This window comes from Nocardia brasiliensis (assembly GCF_011801125.1).
In the GTDB taxonomy this organism is placed as follows: Bacteria; Actinomycetota; Actinomycetes; order Mycobacteriales; family Mycobacteriaceae; genus Nocardia; species Nocardia brasiliensis_C.
On record NZ_CP046171.1, the window covers coordinates 287360 to 304811 of the forward strand.

General features: G+C 67.8%; 16 protein-coding genes and 1 tRNA gene. 13 read left to right on the forward strand and 4 right to left on the reverse strand.

Annotated elements, in window-relative coordinates:
- Positions 1-297 precede the first annotated feature (297 nt).
- Positions 298-1431 (reverse strand): DNA cytosine methyltransferase, encoded by a 1134-nt coding sequence (locus F5X71_RS01360; protein WP_174817210.1) that lies wholly within the window; start codon positions 1429-1431, stop codon positions 298-300.
- Positions 1432-1824: 393 nt separating this feature from the next.
- Between F5X71_RS01360 and F5X71_RS01365 the strand changes: the two genes are divergently transcribed.
- The 5 genes from F5X71_RS01365 (at position 1825) to F5X71_RS01385 (ending at position 9849) form a co-directional block, all read left to right on the forward strand.
- Complete coding sequence (locus F5X71_RS01365; protein WP_167460296.1) at positions 1825-3072, forward strand: KasA/KasB family beta-ketoacyl-ACP synthase; 1248 nt, start codon at positions 1825-1827, stop codon at positions 3070-3072.
- Between the two features lie 106 nt (positions 3073-3178).
- Positions 3179-5107 carry a long-chain-fatty-acid--AMP ligase FadD32 gene (fadD32, locus tag F5X71_RS01370; protein WP_428981437.1) on the forward strand — a complete coding sequence of 643 codons (1929 nt, stop codon included), beginning with the start codon at positions 3179-3181 and terminating at the stop codon, positions 5105-5107.
- Positions 5108-5400: 293 nt separating this feature from the next.
- The gene (locus F5X71_RS01375; protein ID WP_167460297.1) at positions 5401-7296 is read left to right on the forward strand and encodes an ABC transporter ATP-binding protein; all 1896 of its coding nucleotides are present in this window, start codon (positions 5401-5403) and stop codon (positions 7294-7296) included.
- A gap of 35 nt (positions 7297-7331) precedes the next feature.
- Entirely contained in the window at positions 7332-9179 is a 1848-nt protein-coding gene (locus tag F5X71_RS01380) for an ABC transporter ATP-binding protein (RefSeq protein WP_174817211.1), read from the forward strand.
- A gap of 52 nt (positions 9180-9231) precedes the next feature.
- The gene (locus tag F5X71_RS01385; protein WP_167460299.1) at positions 9232-9849 is read left to right on the forward strand and encodes a putative glycolipid-binding domain-containing protein; all 618 of its coding nucleotides are present in this window, start codon (positions 9232-9234) and stop codon (positions 9847-9849) included.
- A gap of 36 nt (positions 9850-9885) precedes the next feature.
- Here the strand turns inward: F5X71_RS01385 and F5X71_RS01390 are convergent, their stop codons facing one another.
- Complete coding sequence (locus F5X71_RS01390; RefSeq protein ID WP_428981438.1) at positions 9886-10854, reverse strand: prephenate dehydrogenase; 969 nt, start codon at positions 10852-10854, stop codon at positions 9886-9888.
- Between the two features lie 40 nt (positions 10855-10894).
- Here F5X71_RS01390 and F5X71_RS01395 point away from each other — a divergent pair, with 40 nt between their 5' ends.
- From F5X71_RS01395 to F5X71_RS36775, 5 genes are all read left to right on the forward strand, one after another.
- Positions 10895-11434 (forward strand): tRNA adenosine deaminase-associated protein, encoded by a 540-nt coding sequence (locus tag F5X71_RS01395; protein WP_029894770.1) that lies wholly within the window; start codon positions 10895-10897, stop codon positions 11432-11434.
- Between the two features lie 34 nt (positions 11435-11468).
- Complete coding sequence (locus F5X71_RS01400; RefSeq protein ID WP_167466116.1) at positions 11469-11903, forward strand: nucleoside deaminase; 435 nt, start codon at positions 11469-11471, stop codon at positions 11901-11903.
- Positions 11904-11957: 54 nt separating this feature from the next.
- A tRNA-Ser gene (locus tag F5X71_RS01405) sits at positions 11958-12047 on the forward strand.
- Between the two features lie 198 nt (positions 12048-12245).
- A complete protein-coding gene (locus F5X71_RS01410; protein ID WP_167460301.1) occupies positions 12246-12782 on the forward strand; it encodes an NUDIX hydrolase in 537 nt (178 codons plus the stop codon).
- Entirely contained in the window at positions 12721-13272 is a 552-nt protein-coding gene (locus F5X71_RS36775) for a class I SAM-dependent methyltransferase (protein ID WP_238816093.1), read from the forward strand. The genes F5X71_RS01410 and F5X71_RS36775 overlap by 62 nt, the downstream gene beginning before the upstream one ends.
- A gap of 70 nt (positions 13273-13342) precedes the next feature.
- Here the strand turns inward: F5X71_RS36775 and F5X71_RS01420 are convergent, their stop codons facing one another.
- On the reverse strand, positions 13343-13771 hold the full coding sequence (locus tag F5X71_RS01420; RefSeq protein WP_167460302.1) for a hypothetical protein: 429 nt from the start codon (positions 13769-13771) through the stop codon (positions 13343-13345).
- A 322-nt stretch (positions 13772-14093) separates the two neighbouring features.
- On the opposite strand from F5X71_RS01420, the gene F5X71_RS01425 reads away from it, so the two are divergent.
- The 3 genes from F5X71_RS01425 to F5X71_RS01435 all read left to right on the forward strand — a co-directional run bounded on the left by F5X71_RS01425 (position 14094) and on the right by F5X71_RS01435 (position 15007).
- Entirely contained in the window at positions 14094-14294 is a 201-nt protein-coding gene (locus F5X71_RS01425) for a hypothetical protein (protein WP_167460303.1), read from the forward strand.
- A gap of 180 nt (positions 14295-14474) precedes the next feature.
- Entirely contained in the window at positions 14475-14675 is a 201-nt protein-coding gene (locus tag F5X71_RS01430; protein ID WP_167460304.1) for a hypothetical protein, read from the forward strand.
- A gap of 101 nt (positions 14676-14776) precedes the next feature.
- Positions 14777-15007, forward strand: coding sequence for a hypothetical protein (locus F5X71_RS01435; RefSeq protein ID WP_428981519.1), 231 nt, complete (start codon positions 14777-14779; stop codon positions 15005-15007).
- Positions 15008-15058: 51 nt separating this feature from the next.
- Here F5X71_RS01435 and F5X71_RS01440 read toward each other — a convergent pair whose 3' ends face one another.
- On the reverse strand, positions 15059-17353 hold the full coding sequence (locus F5X71_RS01440; protein WP_167460306.1) for an MMPL family transporter: 2295 nt from the start codon (positions 17351-17353) through the stop codon (positions 15059-15061).
- Positions 17354-17452 lie beyond the last annotated feature (99 nt).

The window sequence follows — 17452 nt, forward strand, 5'->3', positions numbered from 1 at the left end:
CGTTAGTCGGCTTGTTGCCTGCATGGGGGTGCTTCGACGATTTCGTCTCGTCGTTAGTCGGTTCGTTGCCTGCATGCGGGTGCTCCGACGATTTGGCTTCGTCCTTCGTCAGCCGGTTCCCCGCGCGCGGGCGCCCTGGCGACTCATCCGCGGGTGCCCTAGCTCGCGTTGGCTTGTCCGCTTCGGTAGGCCGGTCGGCCCGGGACTGTCGCCGATCCGCCGCAGCCACCGGCTCGTCGTCCGCGCGCGTATCCGGCGACGCACCCCGCTCGGTGTGCCGTGTCGCCCGGTCGCGGCTCATGCCGCCCAGCCGCCCATGCGGTCGAGGTGGCTTTCCACGTCGTCGAGGAAGCCGGGGGGAAAGCGCAGGCTGCCCATGCTGGTGCGGCGCAGGAAGCCGGCGGTGGCGCGGGCGGAGAGCAGGCGTGAATCGGTGAGGAAGTACCGCAGGTCCTCGTACGGTTCGTGGACCGGCCAGGTCGACACCGGCACGCGATAGGCCACGCCGTTGTGTCCCCACGCCGCGGTCGGCCACGGGGTGCCGGGCGGCAGTGGCTGATCGCCGGGGATCGGGTCCAGCGGCGCACTGAGCCGCGACCCGACCCAGCCCGCCATCCGGACGCTCACCGCGTTGCCGACCAGCTTCCACCGATGGCCTTTGCGCACCCCGGGCACGTCCTCGGCGGGTGCGGTCCATTCCGGTTCGAAGCCTTGCAGCCGTTCCACATCCACCAGCCCGGGCGTGACGATCTCGCCGGACGGCAGCCGCACCGCGGGCGGGCTGGCGATCCCCAGCGCTGAGCCGCCCTTCAACGTCGGCACCGCGTTCACCGCCCAGCCCAGGCCGCGCACGCCCTCGGTCCAGTAGAAGCCGCACGGGTCGTGCTCGGCGTCGCCGACGACGCGCGGCCCCGCGTCGTCGCCGAACAGCACTGCGCGCGGGTCCTCGGTCCGCGAGGCGAGCATCAGCACCCGCTGGCGACGCTGTGGCAATCCGAAGGCGCGGGCGTCCACCACCCGGTAGGCCCAGGTGTAGCCGAGCTCCTCCAACGCCGCGGTGATGTGCCGCATCGCCGCGCCCCGGCCGAGCTGCAGCATGAACGGCACGTTCTCGATCAGCAGCCAGCGCGGGCCGCGGCGGCGGCGCACCAGCCGGAACACCTCGTCCACCAGGCCGGATCGCTTACCGGTGATGCCGGCGGTGCGGCCCGCCTGGGACAGGTCCTGGCAGGGGAATCCCGCCGCGACGAGCTCGGTCCCCGCCGGGATCGCGCGCAATGTGGTGATGTCCGAATGCAACGGCACATCAGGGAACCGCGCGGCAAGCACCCCCTGCGCGCCTGCGTCGATCTCGCACAGCAGCTCGGTCTGCCAGCCGTTGTGCCCGAGACCGAGCTCGAGCCCGCCGATCCCGGCGAACAGCCCGACCATCCGCGCGCCCGTCACCGACCGTCCCTTCCTCGCCTCTGTGGTCGGGTCGCGCCGACCTCGCGCCCCGTGCCCGGGGTAGCAGGTTACTCGAGTTGCCCGATGCCGTCCGCGAACAACGCGATGACGGGCAGCGGACGGCGCCGTCGGTGGCGCGCCTGGTACCGTCCGCGTGTCAGCAAGATGATCGGTCTGCTGCTCCTCGATAATGCTCATCGGCCGATCACATGCGGCCCTGATGACAGGCTCGGCGGGCGATCTGCCTGCGTTCACGCGTGCTCCGCGCGGATGCCGCCCCGGGTGCTTCCGGCGCGTCCGCGGACGAAATGCCAATGCTTCACCACGTTTTCGGCTCGACAGATTTCTTAGTCGTCACGCTAGGGAAAGTGAGCGAACATGCAGGTACCTTCGAAAAACAGGGGCTTTCCCAACGTGGTCGTCACCAGCCTGGCGGCTACCACGTCGATCGCCGGTGATGTCGATTCGACGTGGAAAGGCCTGCTCAACGGTGAGAGCGGCATCGATGTCCTAGAGGACACCTTCATCGACCAGTTCGAGCTGCCGGTGCGCATCGGCGGGCATCTGAAGGTCTCGCCCTCGGACTGCCTGACCCGCACCGAGGTGCGCAACCTGTCCTACGTGGAGCAGATGGCCACCGTGCTGTGTCGCGAGGTGTGGCGCAACGCGGGCAGCCCCGAGGTGGACAAGGACCGGCTCGGCGTGTCCATCGGCACCGGCATCGGCGGCAGCGAGTATCTGGTCGGCGCCAGGGACCGGCTGGAACACGGTGGCTACCGCAAGGTTTCGCCGCTGACCATCCAGCGGATCATGCCGAACGGCTCGGCCGCCTGCGTCGGCGTCGAGCTCGGTGCGCGCGCGGGTGTCGTCACCCCGGTGTCGGCCTGTTCGTCGGGTTCGGAGGCGATCGCGAACGCGTGGCAGATGATCGTCATGGGCGACGCCGACATGGTGGTCACCGGCGGCGTCGAGGGGTCGATCCAGGCGGTGCCGATCGCGGCGTTCACCATGATGCGTGCGATGAGCACCCGCAACGACGCCCCGAAGCACGCCTCGCGGCCGTTCGACAAGGACCGCGACGGGTTCGTGTTCGGCGAGGCAGGCGCGATGATGGTGATCGAGACCGAGGAACACGCCAAGGCCCGCGGCGCGACCATTCACGCGCGGCTGATGGGCGCCGGCATCACCTCCGACGCGTTCCATCTGGTCGCCCCCGAGCTGGAGGGCAAGGGCGCCGCACGGGCGATGACCAAGGCGATCGAGAAGGCGGGGCTGTCCAAGCGTGACATCACGCACGTGAACGCGCACGCCACGGCGACCCCGATCGGCGACACCGCCGAGGCGAAGGCGATCGCCGCCGCGGTCGGCGACCACACCTCGGTGTACGCGCCCAAGTCCGCGCTCGGCCATTCGATCGGCGCGGTCGGCGCCCTCGAATCGGTGCTCACCGTGTTGTCGATTCGGGACGGGATCGTGCCGCCGACACTGAATTTGGACAATCAGGACCCGGAAATCGACCTCGACGTCGTCAAAGGCCAAGCCAGGACCGGCCGGATCGATTACGCCGTGAACAACTCCTTCGGTTTCGGAGGGCACAACGTGGCGATCGCCTTCGGGCGGTACTGAGCAACGGAAGGCGGCGCACCTGCTAGCCTTCCCGACGCTTCGTTATCGACCTGTGTTCGGTGTAACTGCACGGCCTGAGTGCGTGCTTTGGCAAAAGGATAAGGCGATGATCGACGAGACTTTCGACGACTATTTGGATGACCAGGGCCATATCAAGATCCGCGGTGACAAGACCCTCATCGACTTCGTCGACAAACACAGTGCGGAGAACGGCGACGACCTCGCTTACCGCTATATCGACTATTCGCGGGAACGCGACGGTGATTACCACGAGCTGACCTGGCGTCAGTTCGGTGTTCGATTGCGTGCCGTCGCGGCGCGCCTGCAGCAGGTGACCGAGCCGGGCGATCGGGTGGCGATTCTGGCGCCGCAGGGACTCGACTATGTCGTGTCCATCTTCGCCGCCGTCTACGCGGGCAATATCGCTGTGCCGCTGTTCGATCCGGAGGAGCAGGGGCACACCGACCGGCTCACCGCGGTGCTCAGCGACTGCACGCCTGCGGCGATTCTCACGGTGGGTTCGGCGGCCGGCGGTGTGCGGAACTTCTTCCGGCACCTGCCCGCGCCGCAGCGACCGCGAATTATTGCGGTGGAGGCGATTCCGGACAGCGTCGGCGCGACCTGGGTGCGGCCGGATATCAACATCGACAGCGTGGCGTATCTGCAATACACCTCCGGTTCCACCAGAACGCCTGCGGGCGTGGAGATCACGCACCGCGCGGTGGGCACCAACCTGCTGCAGATGATCGACGCCATCGGCGTCACCGCGAATTCCCGCGGCGTCACCTGGCTGCCGCTGTTCCACGACATGGGTCTGCTGTGCGTGATCCTGCCTACGGTGGGCGGCGGATTCATCACGATCATGTCGCCGAGCGCCTTCGTCCGGCGGCCGTATCGCTGGATCAAGGAGCTGGCCGCAGCCTCGGATGGGGCCGGAACCTTCGCCGCCGCACCGAATTTCGCGTTCGAGCACGCGGCGGCGCGCGGTAAGCCCAAGCCGGGCGAGGAACTGGACCTGTCGAATGTGATCGGCCTGATCAACGGCAGCGAGCCGGTGTCGGTGTCGTCGATGAAGAAGTTCAACGAGGCGTTCGCCCCGTACGGGCTGCCGAAGACGACGATCAAGCCCTGCTACGGCATGGCGGAGGCGACGCTGTTCGTCTCGGCGACCAAGGCCGAGGACGAGGCGCGGGTCGTGTACGTCGATCGCGCGCAACTGAATTCGGGTCGGATGGTGCAGGTCGAGGAGGGTACGGAGAACTCGATCGCGCAGGTGTCCTGCGGATATGTCGCGCTGTCGCAGTGGGCCACGATCGTCGATCCGAGCACCGGCGTGGAGCGCGCCGACGGCGAGGTCGGCGAGATCTGGCTGCACGGCGAGAACATGGGTATCGGCTACTGGGGTCGCCCGGAGGAGACCGCGGCCACCTTCCGCGCCAAGCTGACCGCGCGGCTGCCCGAGGGCAGTCACGCGACCGGCACCGCCGAGGACGCGAACTGGATGCGCACCGGCGACTACGGCGCCTACCTCGACGGCGAGCTGTACATCACCGGCCGGGTCAAGGACCTGGTGATCGTCGACGGACGCAACCACTACCCGCAGGATCTGGAGTTCTCCGCGCAGGAATCCAGCACCGCGCTGCGGCCCGGTTTCGTCGCCGCGTTCTCGGTGCCTGCGAACGAACTGCCAGCGCTGGTCTTCGACAAGAACAGCCACTCCGGGCTCCGGTTCGACGCCGACGACAATTCCGAGCAGTTGGTCATCGTCGCCGAACGCAACACCGGTGCGGGCAAACTCGACACCCAGCCGGTCGCCGATGTGGTGCGCGCGGCGGTGTCGCAGCGCCACGGCGTCACCGTGCGGGACGTGCTGCTCGTGCCCGCCGGTTCCATCCCGCGCACGTCGAGCGGCAAGATCGCGCGCCGGGCCTGCCGCGCCGCCTATCTGGACGGCACGTTGCGTGGCGGATATCAGCAGCAGGCGTTCCCGGACGCCCCGCAGGAGCGCGAGGCCGAGAGCGCGGGCGTCGGCTAGCGCCGCGCCCCACCCCGCGACCCGGCCGGGCCGCTGTCCACATCGGACAGCGGCCCGGCCGGTTTTCTTGACCTCGAGGTTACTTCGGGTTGTTGACTGGGTCGATGACGGCGACAAGGTGCCCGGCAGGGGTGATATCCAGCACGAATGATGAGGAGCGTGCATCGTTCGACGCGGAAAATCGGTTGGCTGATGTGGATGTTGCTGCCACGCTGGATTGTCGGACCCCGGTGCGATCATCAGCGGGCGTCCCATCTCATTCCATCGCCAGTCACGGACCTCTAGGGGGAGCTATGTCAGTCGCACTGGACGTCGCGGCAGCCGATCCGGAGGCCGATAGACCGGAGCGGCCCGCGGCGTCGACGCCGGGCCGCCTGTACTCGCTGCGGCGTTTCTGGCCGTATGTCCGCCCGCACCGGCACGCGCTGCTCGGCGCGACGGTGCTCGCGATCCTCTCGTCGCTGACCGCTATCGCCATTCCCCTGGTGATCGCTCGCATCGTCGACGGTCCGATCGCCAGGAAGGATTTCGGCGGGGCCCTGTGGCCCGCGCTGCTCGTGCTCGTGCTCGGTTTGCTGGACGCCGCGGGTGTGTGGGGCAGGCGCTGGCTGGTCGCCAGGCCTGCGACCGAGTTCGAGATCACCATGCGCGCCAAGATCTTCCGCAAGCTGCAGACGCTCTCGATCGGGCGCCATGATGCCTGGGAGTCGGGCCAGCTGCTGTCCCGCGCGGTCGACGACATGGCCACCATGCGCCGGTTCGTCGCGTTCGCCGGTCCGTTCCTGATCCTGCACATGGTGCTGATCCCGGTCGGCCTGCTCGCGCTGCTCTGGCTGAACTGGCAGATCGGCCTGCTGTTCCTGATCATCTCGATTCCGTTGACCTACATCTGCGTTCGATTCGAGCGCGAGTACGCCAAGGCGTCGCGTCGCTCGCAGGACCAGGCGGGCGACCTCGCGACCACCGCCGAGGAGTCGGCGCAGGGCGTGCGGGTGCTCAAGGCGTTCGGCCGCGGTGTGTTCTTCGGCGGCCGGTTCCGTGCGCAGTCGCTGGAATTGCAGAAGACCGAGCTGTACAAGGTCCGGTTGGACGCGCGGCTGTGGTCGTCGATGACGGGCTTGCCGCAGCTGGCCATCGTGTTCGCGCTCGGTTACGGCGGTTGGTCGGTGGTGCAGGGCACGATGACGCTCGGCACCCTGGTCGCGGGCATCACGCTCGCGAATTTCCTGCAGTGGCCGATCATCTGGACCGGCTTCCTGCTCGCCGAGTGGAACGACGCGCGCACCGCCGGTGACCGCTACTGGGAGATCATCGATACCCCGGTGGACATCAGCGATCCGGCCGACCCGGTCGAGCTGCCCGAGCAGATCGTCGGTGAATTGCGGTTGGAGGGTGTGAAGTTCGCCTTTCCTGATGCGGAAGCCGAAGTGCTGCGAGGTGTTTCGCTCAAGATTCGACCGGGCGAGACCGTCGCGCTGGTCGGCGCCACCGGCAGCGGTAAGACCGCGCTGCTCAACCTGATTCCGCGGCTCTACGACCTGACCGGCGGCACCATCACCATCGACGGCATCGACATCGCGCGGATGCGACTGTCCGAGCTGCGCTCGCTGGTCTCGGTGGCCTTCGAGGAGCCGGTGCTGTTCTCGGCGAGCGTGCGGGAGAACGTCGCACTGGGCGATCCGTCCGCCACCGACGCCGACGTGCGCCGCGCGCTCGACGTGGCCCAGGCGAGCGAGTTCGTGGACGAGCTGCCCTGGGGGCTGGACACCAGGATCGGCGAGCAGGGACTGAGCCTGTCCGGCGGTCAGCGCCAGCGGCTCGCCCTGGCCCGCGCGGTGCTGAGCGGTGAACACCGGGGGACGGCAGGAGGCGGAGCCGACGGGGTGGGTGGACACCGGGGGACGGCAGGAGGCGGAGCCGACGGGGTGGGTGAACACCGCCGCGCTCGGATCATGGTGCTCGACGACCCGCTGTCCGCGCTGGACGTGGAAACCGAGGAGCGGGTGCAGGAGCGGCTGCGCACCGTGCTGGCCGGCGCGACGACCCTGCTTGTCGCGCACCGGCCGTCGACGGCGGCGCTGGCCGATCGGGTCGCGGTGCTCGCCGATGGCCGCATCGTCGCCGAGGGCACGCACGACCAATTGCTGCACAGCAGCAGCCGATATCGCGAACTGATGGGAGGTGAGTAGCAGTGAGCACGGAAACCGTGACGTCGAAAGACGCAGTGCCGACGCCGGATTCGTCGGTGACCGAGTCAACGCGGGACGAGGCCGCCGACTGGCGTGGCATCGCGAGCGAGGACAAGGAGGTCACCCAGGCCGGAAACCTGGTGCTGGCCGGTCGATCCCGGCGTCTGCTGCTCGACCTGGCCCGGCCGTACCGCAAGCTGGCGGCGCTCGCGCTGGTGCTCATCGTGGTGGACAACGCCGCGATGGTCTCGGCGCCGCTGTTCGTCGCGCACGGCCTCGACACCGGTATCAGCGAAGGGCGCAAAGGCAATTGGGGCCCGCTGACCTGGACGGTCGGCGGGTACCTCGGCGCCGTCCTGCTCGGGGTCGCGACCACCTTCCTGTTCCTGCGGGTGTCCGGCAGACTGAGCCAGAGCGTGCTGTTCGACCTGCGGGTGCGCTCGTTCACGCACATGCAGCGGCTCAGCGTCTCCTTCCACGAGAAGTACACCTCAGGCAAGGTGGTCGCCCGGCTCACCGGTGACATCGAGACACTGCAGGAGCTACTGGAGAGCGCGCTGAATCAGGCACTCAGCGCGATCCTTTCGGTGCTCACCATCGCGGTGCTGCTGATCTATCTGAACCTGACACTGGCCGCGATCGTGCTGATCGGTTTCGTGCCGCTGGTGCTCGTCACCCGCTGGGCGCAGCGCAGGCAGCGGGCCGGATACCGGCGCACCCGCGGCGCCATCGCGAAGGTGGTGGTGCAGTTCGTCGAGTCGATGGGCGGCATGCGCGCGGTGCAGACGTTCCGGCGCGAGCAGCGCAACGAGTCGGTGCTGGCCTACGAGGACGCCGAGTACCAGCGGGCGACCACTGCGGCCATGCGCGGCATGGGCGACTACGCGGGTCTGACCAGGGTGATCGGCAACGTGACCCGGGTGATCATCATCGTGGTCGGCGCGTGGCTGGTGATCGAGGGCAATCTCGCGCTGGGCGTGCTCGCGGCATATCTGTTGTACCTCAACGAGTTCTACGGTCCGCTCGACGAGCTCGCCCAGGTGTTCAACTCGTATCAGTCCGCGGCCGCGGCGCTGGAGAAGATCTCCGGCGTGCTCGAGGAGGAGCCCTCGGTGCGCGAACCCGCCGAGCCGGTGGCGCTGACCAAGGCGACCGGCGCGGTCCGGATGGAGCGGGTGTCGTTCGGCTACGGCGAGCGCGAGGTGCTGCCCGAGTTCAGCCTCGACATTCCGGCGGGACAGGTCGTCGCCCTGGTCGGTGCCACCGGCGCGGGCAAGTCGACCCTGGCCAAGCTGCTGACCCGGTTCTACGACCCGACCAGCGGCAAGGTCACCCTCGACGGCATCGACCTGCGCCGGATCGCCGACACCGACCTGCGCCGCAATGTCGTGATGGTCACCCAGGAGTCCTACCTGTTCTCCGGTTCGGTGGCCGACAACATCCGGCTCGGCCGGCCGGACGCGTCGGACGCGGAGGTGTTCGCGGCGGCCCGCGCGGTCGGCCTGTACGAGTTCGTGCAGGCGCTGCCGGAGGGCTTCGACACCGACGTGCGCAGGCGGGGCGGGCGGCTGTCCGCCGGCCAGCGGCAGTTGGTCGCCTTCGCCAGGGTGTTCCTGGCCGACCCCGCGGTGATCGTGCTGGACGAAGCCACGTCCAGCCTGGACATCCCGGGCGAGCGACTGGTGCAGCGGGCGCTGGAGACGGTGTTGCGCGAGCGCACCGCGATCATCATCGCGCACCGGTTGTCCACCGTGGCTATCGCCGACCGGGTGTTGGTGCTGGAAGCCGGACGTATCGCCGAGGACGGCACTCCGGGCGAGCTGATCGCGGGTACCGGCAAGTTCGCCAGCCTGCACGCGGCGTGGCGGGAATCGTTGGTGTGATGCGAGCCCCGTGTGGTGCGGGCAACGGCCTGGCGTCGCTTACGGTAGAGACGTGACGATCCCAGCCCCCGAGAGCCAAGCCACCGGCAACGAGACGCCACCGGCCTCCCGCTGGCCGGCGATTCTCACCTGGCGTGCGCACAACGCGTCCCGGATGGAATCGGTGCGCGTGACCCTCAACGGCAACCGCATCCGCGCCGCCGGTCGCATGATCGGCGGCGCGTGCGACGACCACCCGGCCTTCAGCGCGTCCTACGACCTGGTGACCGACGAGAGCGGCGCAACCAAGCGGCTCTCGCTGCGGACCACCACGGCCGCGGGGGAGCGCCACGCCTCCATCGCCAGGGACGAGGAGAACTACTGGCTGGTGGACGCGGGCGGCAGTCACGTCCGCTCCACCTTCGCCGGCGCGCTCGACGTCGACGTGGTGCTCAGCCCGTTCTTCAATACGCTGCCGATCCGGCGTTTCGACCTGCAGCACGCGGTGCACGACGTGCAGGTGCCGGTCGTCTACGTACGGCTGCCGGATCTGCTCGTCCAGGAAGCCAGCCTGACCTACAGCGCGGCGGCCGACGGCATCAGCGTGCTTTCCCCGGTTTCCAGCGCGACCGTCACCGTCGACGCCGACGGTTTCCTGCTGGACTATCCGGGCCTGGCCGAACGCATCTGATATTCGCGCGCCGGAAATCGGGCGCCCGACTCGGTGCTAGTTCAGGTGCGTGATCACGCCACCGCGTTGTCCCGCATCGCGCAACTTCGCCAGCCAATTGTGGTCGCCGGGGCGGATATCGGTGATTTCCCAGCGTTGCGCGGTTTCATAGCGGTCCCTGGCGTCGTGTCCCGCCTCGACGAGCTCCGCAAGGGAATTGTCGGCGCGCAGACTGTCGCGGGCCGCGCCGAGCAGTGCGATCGTTTCCTCGAGCACGTCGAGCAGCGCGCCGGAATTCGGTTCACAAATGGCACGCACCAGTTCGGGCGCGGTGCCCGCGACCCGGGTGCCGTCCCGGAACGACCCCGCCGCCAGGCCCAATGCCAGCTCGCCGCCCGCAGCGCCGGCCACCGCCAACGCCTCGGCCAGGACGTGCGGCAGATGCGAGATCCTGGCCACCGCCCGGTCGTGCTCCTCGGCGACGACAGGGACCACCACCGCACCGCAGTCCAGGGCCAGCTCGCTCACCCTGATCCACGGCTCGGCCCTGGTGCCCTCGTCCACGCCGACCGCCCAGACGGCGTCCCGGAAAAGGTCGGGATCGGTAGCGGCCCAGCCGGATTCGGCGGTGCCCGCCATCGGATGGCCACCGACGTAGTGGGCCGCCAGCCCCTGCTTGCGCACCGCGGCCACGACCGGGCCCTTGACGCTGACCACGTCGGTCAGCGCGCAGTGCGGCGCGTACGTCGCGATCGCCGCGAGCATGGGGTCGACCGCGGGCATCGGCACCGCGAGGACCAGCAGCGCGTCGGCGTCGGCGGCCCTGGTGAGTGCCGCGGGCAGGTCTTCGGTGACATCGAATCCGTCCGCCCGCGCGGCGCCCGCGCCCTGCGGCGAACGGTTGAAACCCCACGCGTCATAGCCGGCCGCGGCAGCGGCACGCAGCAGAGAACCGCCGATCAAACCGGTTCCGAGGACGCAGACGGAGGCTTTCAGGGCAGCAGTCACCCCAACAGATTCGCACACGACTTCAACATTTCCCCTCGAGCAGACTACCGTTGCGGCCATGGCAGCACAGCGCTCGGGCACGAATAGGGCGACGTCGGACGATTACGACGACGTAGAAGGGTTCGCAGTGGCGGTTGTCCGCGAAGACGGCAAATGGCGGTGCAGCCCGCTGAGCCAGGCGGCACTCACCGATTTGTCCGCGGCCGAAAACGAGTTGAAGGCTTTGCGCAGCTCGGGTGCCGTGTTCGGGTTGCTCGACATCGATGACGAGTTCTTCATCGTGGTTCGGCCCGCGCCGAGCGGTACCAGGATGCTGGTATCGGACGCGACGGCCGCCATTGATTACGACATCGCCGCCGACGTGCTCGAGGCACTGAACGTGGAAATCCCCGACATCGACCCCGACGAGCTCGACGACATCGAGCCATGGGAGGAGGGCGACCTCGGCGTGCTCGCCGACCTCGGTCTGCCCGAGCCGGTGCTGAGCGTCATCCTCGCCGAGACCGACCTCTACCCGGACGAGCAGCTCGGCATGATCGCCCAGCGCCTCGGCTTCGCCGACGAACTCTCGGCGGTGCTGGACAAGCTGCCGCGCTGACGTGGCCGGGCAACCCTTCCCCTCGGACACCGACATGGTGCGCGCCGCGATCGCCGCGGCCGCTGCGGCGGACCCACGCGACGTACCCGTCGGTGCCGTCGTATTCGATTCCGAGGGAAGGGAACTCGCCCGCGCCGCGAACGCCAGGGAAGCGCTCGGCGACCCCACCGCACACGCCGAGGTGCTGGCGCTGCGGCGCGCGGCCGAGCGCAACGGCGACGGCTGGCGTCTGGAAGGCGCCACCCTCGCTGTCACCCTCGAGCCCTGCACGATGTGCGCGGGCGCGCTCGTGCTGGCCCGCGTCTCCCGCCTCCTGTTCGGCGCGTGGGAACCCAAAACCGGCGCCGTCGGCTCCCTGTGGGACGTCGTCCGTGACCAACGCCTCAATCACCGCCCCCAGGTCCGCGGCGGCATCCTCGAGCCCGACTGCACCACCCTGCTCACCACCTTCTTCCGTGCCCAACGCTGACCGCCCCTTCCTGCGGATTTAACGATCAGCCCAGGGTCCGGTATGGTTGTCGGCGGTGGCGTGTCCGAGCGGCCTAAGGAGCACGCCTCGAAAGCGTGTGAGGGGTAACCCCCTCCGAGGGTTCAAATCCCTCCGCCACCGCCAAAGCCCCTCCCTGTCCGAACAGGCGAGGGGCTTTTTCTATGCCGTGGCCGCGTCCGAACCCGCTGGTTTGGGCACGAATTAGGCACACTGACTGCCGTAGCCGAGCGAGGGGGAGAGGTGCCGATTTCTTGAGCCGTTGTCCCACGTGAAGGGCCGCATATTGATCTCGGCCGCTGGGATGGCGCTACCGTCGACCTTGTGAGCCGCGCCCAGTGGACGATCCACGGTGAGAACGTCGTGGACGAGAACCGACACATCAAGCTCTCGACCGTCGACATCGAGTTGCCCGACGGCGTGAAGTTCACGCAGTACGTTGCGCGGATGCCTCGGTGCGCAATGACGTTGGTACTCAACGACAAACGTGAAGCTCTGCTGATGTACCGGCATCGGTTCATTATCGACCGTTGGGTATGGGAACTGCCCGGCGGTTATGTCGACTATGCCGAGGATGTCGCCGTTGCGGCCGCGCGTGAGGTCGAGGAGGAGACGGGATGGCGGCCGAAGACCATGGAGCACCTGGTCACCTATCAGCCGTCCATCGGCTCACTGGACCAGCCGCAAGAGATCTACCTAGCGCGGGGCGCGGATCTGACCGATACACCGCCGGACATCAACGAGGCCGAAGATATCAGGTGGATTCCACTGGAGGAAGCGGTCGCGATGATTGATCGAGGTGAAATCGTCGGCGCTGCAACGGTTGTCGCAGTGTACCGAGTCCTCAGTCTGTCTGCGTAGTAATGGCGAGGACCTGCCGCCGGAAGTGGTCGACGTCGGGCAGGGCCGTGTACGCCGCGAGTCGGTGGCGCACGTCGCGAAGGTAGGCGTGGGTCCGGTGCGATTCCAGCCCGCTGATGATGTCGAGTGCTTGGCCCGAATCTTCGCTCGCGGGAAGATGATTCGCTGGGAGACGGGCACGGCGGAAAGCCTGCCGGTCTCCGACGGGGCGGTCACGGTGGCGTTGGCGGTGGCCACGGTGCATCACTGGCCCGATGTCGCCGGCGCGCTGCCGGAGGTGCTGCGGGTGCTGCGACCGGGCGGCCGTTTCCTCACCGTGGAGCGCGCGGTGGCTGCCGACGCCACCGGCCTCGGCAGCCACGGGTGGACCGAGGCGCAAGCCAAGGCGTTCGCGAACCTTTGCCGTGCAGCGCATTTCACCGAGGTGCGGGTCGACCGGCACGCCATGGGCCGCTTCACGATGTGGGCGGTCCACGCTGTTCGTCCTTGAAATACCCAGTTCTGCAACAACTTCCGGGGGTGTCACACGGACGCGCATATGCACCCGAGGCAGGGAACCGTCAGGAGATGCGCAGGCAGGAACTTCCGGTGTCGAGTCCGGTGCCGTTGACCTCGATGGAGGTGAACTTGGTCGAGGTGTAGCGCCCGGGTTCGCTCTGGATGGCGACGAGGTTCTGCCTGCCCACGCGGGTGGGCGTCCAGGAGATGGTCACCGTGTTGTGTTCCGGATGGTGCACGGCCTCGCCGGGGATGCGCTCGCCGTTGCCGGGGATGACGCCACCGGAGAGCACGAAGAACACCGAGCCCGGCGCGATCTCCGCATCGGTGACCGAGGCCGTGACCGTGTAGCGGCACCCGGTCAGCAGGCCTTCGGCGCCGACGGCGACGCTGACGTCGGCCACGTCGGCGGTGGCGGGCGTCGCGAATCCCGCGCACAGGCCGGCCAGGGCGAGACCACCTACAACGGTTCGAGCAATGGACCTACGCATCGTGCTACCTCCTCGGACAGGTGGGTATACGGGCGATCCAGGCGGTTCGGGACACCGCGTGAGAAGAGCCTAATCGGCGGCGGATCCTGTCGCATCGAACTCGGCAAATGGCCAGGACCCCGTCACGCCGGTGCGCGTCCTGACCCGGCTGACCAGGCCGAGATATGGGGCGCGCGTGCGGTTTCGAGCCGGCGAGCAATAGTTCGGGCGGAGCGGATATTTCCGGCGGACCGGGGTATACGCCGGATAGCAAGTTGCGGGAAGGACGAGATGCCGTATGCGCCGTCGAACTGTCCGCTCGAGACCGATGAGCGAGAGAAATATGAGAATCGGAAGCATTATTGTCTTGGTGTGGTTGCTGATCGGCGTCGTCGCCGCGGCCCAGCGGGACTACTTCGACAGTGGCCCGGTGAACTGCGCGGGCTTCGGCACCATCGCGGTGACGGTGATCGCGGGTCCGCTCAACTATATGGGCGTGAATCCGAAGGTCGACGATTGCAATGTGCCGCAACCGAGTCCGTAACCACCGTGCCGTGACGCACTGAACCGGCGCAATCGCTCCGCGACGACCTCGCATCCATTTCCGGGTGCGAGGTCGGCCGCGTCTCGACGGGGCAACAGACCGTCCTGTCGTGTTGGGCGCGTCGCGGCGGACCGCCGGATAATGGCCCTTGTTCGAGACGCGCCGACGAACGAGGCAGTGATGAGACTTGGAAGCGTGATCGTCGTGCTCTGGTTCGTGATCGGCGTGATCGCCGCGGGCCAGCGCCACTACTTCGACAGCGGCCCGATCAATTGCGCTGGCTTCGGCAACATCGCCCTGACCGTGCTGGCCGGCCCGCTCAACTACGTCGGCGTGAATCCGAAGGTGGCCGACTGCACCGTGCCGCAGCCGAGCCCGTAGGAACAGCCCAGCATAAGTGGGGCGCGCGGGGGTATCCCCAGGTGGGGAGCACGGAAGGAAGCGATGCCATGCGCGACCGAAACACCCGAGAGACCCGCGATATCCGTACCCGGGGCTCCCGCCGCACGGGTAGCCGATTGTTCAGCACGCTGTTGCTGGTCTGGCTGGCCATCGGCCTGTTGGCGGCAGGGCAGCGTGACTATTTCCAGAGCGGTCCGACCAATTGCGCGGGCTGGGGCACGATCGCCGTCACCACCATCGCAGGCCCGCTCAACTACTTCGGTGTGAACCCGAAGGTGACCGACTGCGTCCTGCCCGAGCCCAGTCAGTAGCGCACCGGCGCGCCCCCATCCGGTCCACGGATGGGGGCGCGTTCGGATCGATCAGCCGACCGGCGCCTTGTCGGTGTTCGGGTGCTCCTGCCCGCGCAGCGCGAACAGTTTGGCGCCCTCCACGTCGATGTCGGGCACGATCTTGTCCAGCCAAGCCGGCATCCACCACGCCCGCTCGCCCAGCAACGCGAGCAGCGACGGGATCAGCACCATCCGGACCAGGAACGCGTCGAACAGCACGCCCGCCGCGAGCGCGAAACCCATCATCTTCGCGGTGACATCGGCTTCGAGCAGGAACGAGCCGAACACCGAGATCATGATGATCGCCGCGGACGCGACCACCCGCGCACCATGGTGGTAGCCGCTGATCATCGCCTCCCTGGGTGGTTTGCCGTGCACGTATTCCTCGCGCATGCGGGTCACCAGGAACACCTGGTAGTCCATCGCGAGCCCGAATACCAAGCCGATCAACATGATCGGCAGGAAGCTCACGATCGCGCGCGGGTCCTCGATCAGGCCGAGCTTGCCCTCCTGGAAGATCAGCACCGTCGCGCCGAACGTCGCCGCCATGGAAAGCAGGAAGCCGAGCGCGCCGGTGAGCGGCACCAGGATCGAGCGGAACACCAGGATCAGCAGCACGAACGCGGCGCCCGCGACGATCGCCATGTACGGCACGATCTTGCTGAGCAGCACGTGGTCGATGTCGGCGTAGATCGCGGTGGTTCCGGTGATGCCGTATTTCATCCCGTATTCCGATTCCAGCCTGCCCTCGGCGTCGCGCGCGTCCCGGACCAGGTCCTTGGTGGACTGGTCGTTCGGGCCGGACTTGGGCACACCGTTGATCAGCGCTCCTTGTCCGTCTTGGCTCGACCGCGGCTCGGTCACGTAGTCCATATCCGGATACGAGGTGAGTTCGGTGCGCAACGCGTTGAGCGCCTCGGTGCGCCGGTCCGGTGCGACGCCGGTGAGGTCGGCCGCGACATTCAGCACGCCGTTGCTGCCCTCACCGAATCCGGCGGTGCGCAGCTCGTAGGCCTTCCGGACGGTCGAGGTCTTCGGCATGCTGTCCTCGCCGGGCAAGCCGAGGTTCATGTGCGCCGCGGGCAGTGCGAGCAAGCCGAGCACCACCACGCTCACTACCAGCGCGACCGCGGGCGCCTTGCCGATGAGCTGCGCGAAGCGCATGCCGTTGGTGACCGAGTCGTCGTCCTCCGGGTCGTGCTGGGCGATGATCGGCAGCTTCGGCTTGAACAGGAAGCGGCCGAGCGCGCCGAGCAGCGCGGGCATCAGGGTGATCGCGGTGAGCACCGCGAACCCGGCCGCGACCGCGCCACCGAGACCCATGAAGGTCAGGAATCGCACGCCGACGATGGCCAGGCCGACCAATGCGATGATGACCGTCAGGCCGGCGAACACCACCGCCGAGCCCGCGGTGCCGAGTGCCGTGCCCGCCGCCTCTTCTGGTGAATCCTGTACTGCCAGTTCGTGTTTGTAGCGGGAGACGATGAATAGCGCGTAGTCGATGGACAGCGCGATGCCGATCATCGATGCCAGAAACGTGGTAAAGCTCGGGATCGACAGGAACGCGGTGCCGAGGAAGATCAGCGAGGTGGCCGCGCCGAGGCCGACGATGGCGGTCACGATCGGCACGAAGGCGGCGACGATCGCGCCGAACGCCACGATCATCACGACCAGCGCGACGCCCATGCCGATGAGTTCGGACTTACCGCTCGGCGCCTGCTGTTCCATCGCGATCGTGCCGCTCATCTCCACCGTCAATCCGGCCGCCCGCGCCTGGTCGGCCACGTCGTAGGCGGCCTTGCGGTTCTCGGCGGTGATCTCGGTGAATTCCTTGATGGTGAACGGGACGCTGAAGTAGGCGACGGTCTCCGGCTCGGTCTTGTTCAGCACGTTCAGCGGTGCGCCACTGCATTTGGCCGGATCCGGTTGGGCGACGAGACAACCCATTTCCTCGGTGGCCGCGAGCGGGTTGGCGATCGGTTCGGCGTGATCGACGATGTCGAGCTGGTTCAGCGTGTCGAGCAGTGCGTCGATGGCTTGCCGATTGGCCGGGTCGGTGAGCTTCTGCCCGGGCGGTGCGCCGATCACATATGTGCCCGTGACGGCATCGAATTGAAAGGCCGCCGACATGCCGGGGAAGTGCTGGTCGAGAATCTGCGTCGCCCGTTCCGATGGCAGGTTCGGCATGCTGAAGTCGTCGCTCATCGGCTCCTTCAGCTGGGCGCCGAGTCCGCCGAGCACCAGGAACAGGGCGATCCAGATGGGCAGCACCAGCCACTTGTGCCGGAATGCGAACTTTCCCCACCGGTATAGATACACGGACACAGGGTTCTCCTCGCGGTGATCGGGTCGTGCCGGATCGGATCGAGCGACAAGCGCGCGGGCCGACAGCGCCCGCGAACAACCGAGCTGGAGAGTCGAACT

Coding starts and splice junctions, on each gene's coding strand:
- F5X71_RS01360 (WP_174817210.1), bottom strand. CDS start 1,431: ATGGTCGGGCTGTTCGCCGGGATCGGCGGGCTCGAGCTCGGTCTCGGG.
- F5X71_RS01365 (WP_167460296.1), top strand. CDS start 1,825: ATGCAGGTACCTTCGAAAAACAGGGGCTTTCCCAACGTGGTCGTCACC.
- F5X71_RS01430 (WP_167460304.1), top strand. CDS start 14,475: ATGAGACTTGGAAGCGTGATCGTCGTGCTCTGGTTCGTGATCGGCGTG.
- F5X71_RS01400 (WP_167466116.1), top strand. CDS start 11,469: ATGGTGCGCGCCGCGATCGCCGCGGCCGCTGCGGCGGACCCACGCGAC.
- F5X71_RS01420 (WP_167460302.1), bottom strand. CDS start 13,771: ATGCGTAGGTCCATTGCTCGAACCGTTGTAGGTGGTCTCGCCCTGGCC.
- F5X71_RS01395 (WP_029894770.1), top strand. CDS start 10,895: ATGGCAGCACAGCGCTCGGGCACGAATAGGGCGACGTCGGACGATTAC.
- F5X71_RS01375 (WP_167460297.1), top strand. CDS start 5,401: ATGTCAGTCGCACTGGACGTCGCGGCAGCCGATCCGGAGGCCGATAGA.
- F5X71_RS01425 (WP_167460303.1), top strand. CDS start 14,094: ATGAGAATCGGAAGCATTATTGTCTTGGTGTGGTTGCTGATCGGCGTC.
- fadD32 (WP_428981437.1), top strand. CDS start 3,179: ATGATCGACGAGACTTTCGACGACTATTTGGATGACCAGGGCCATATC.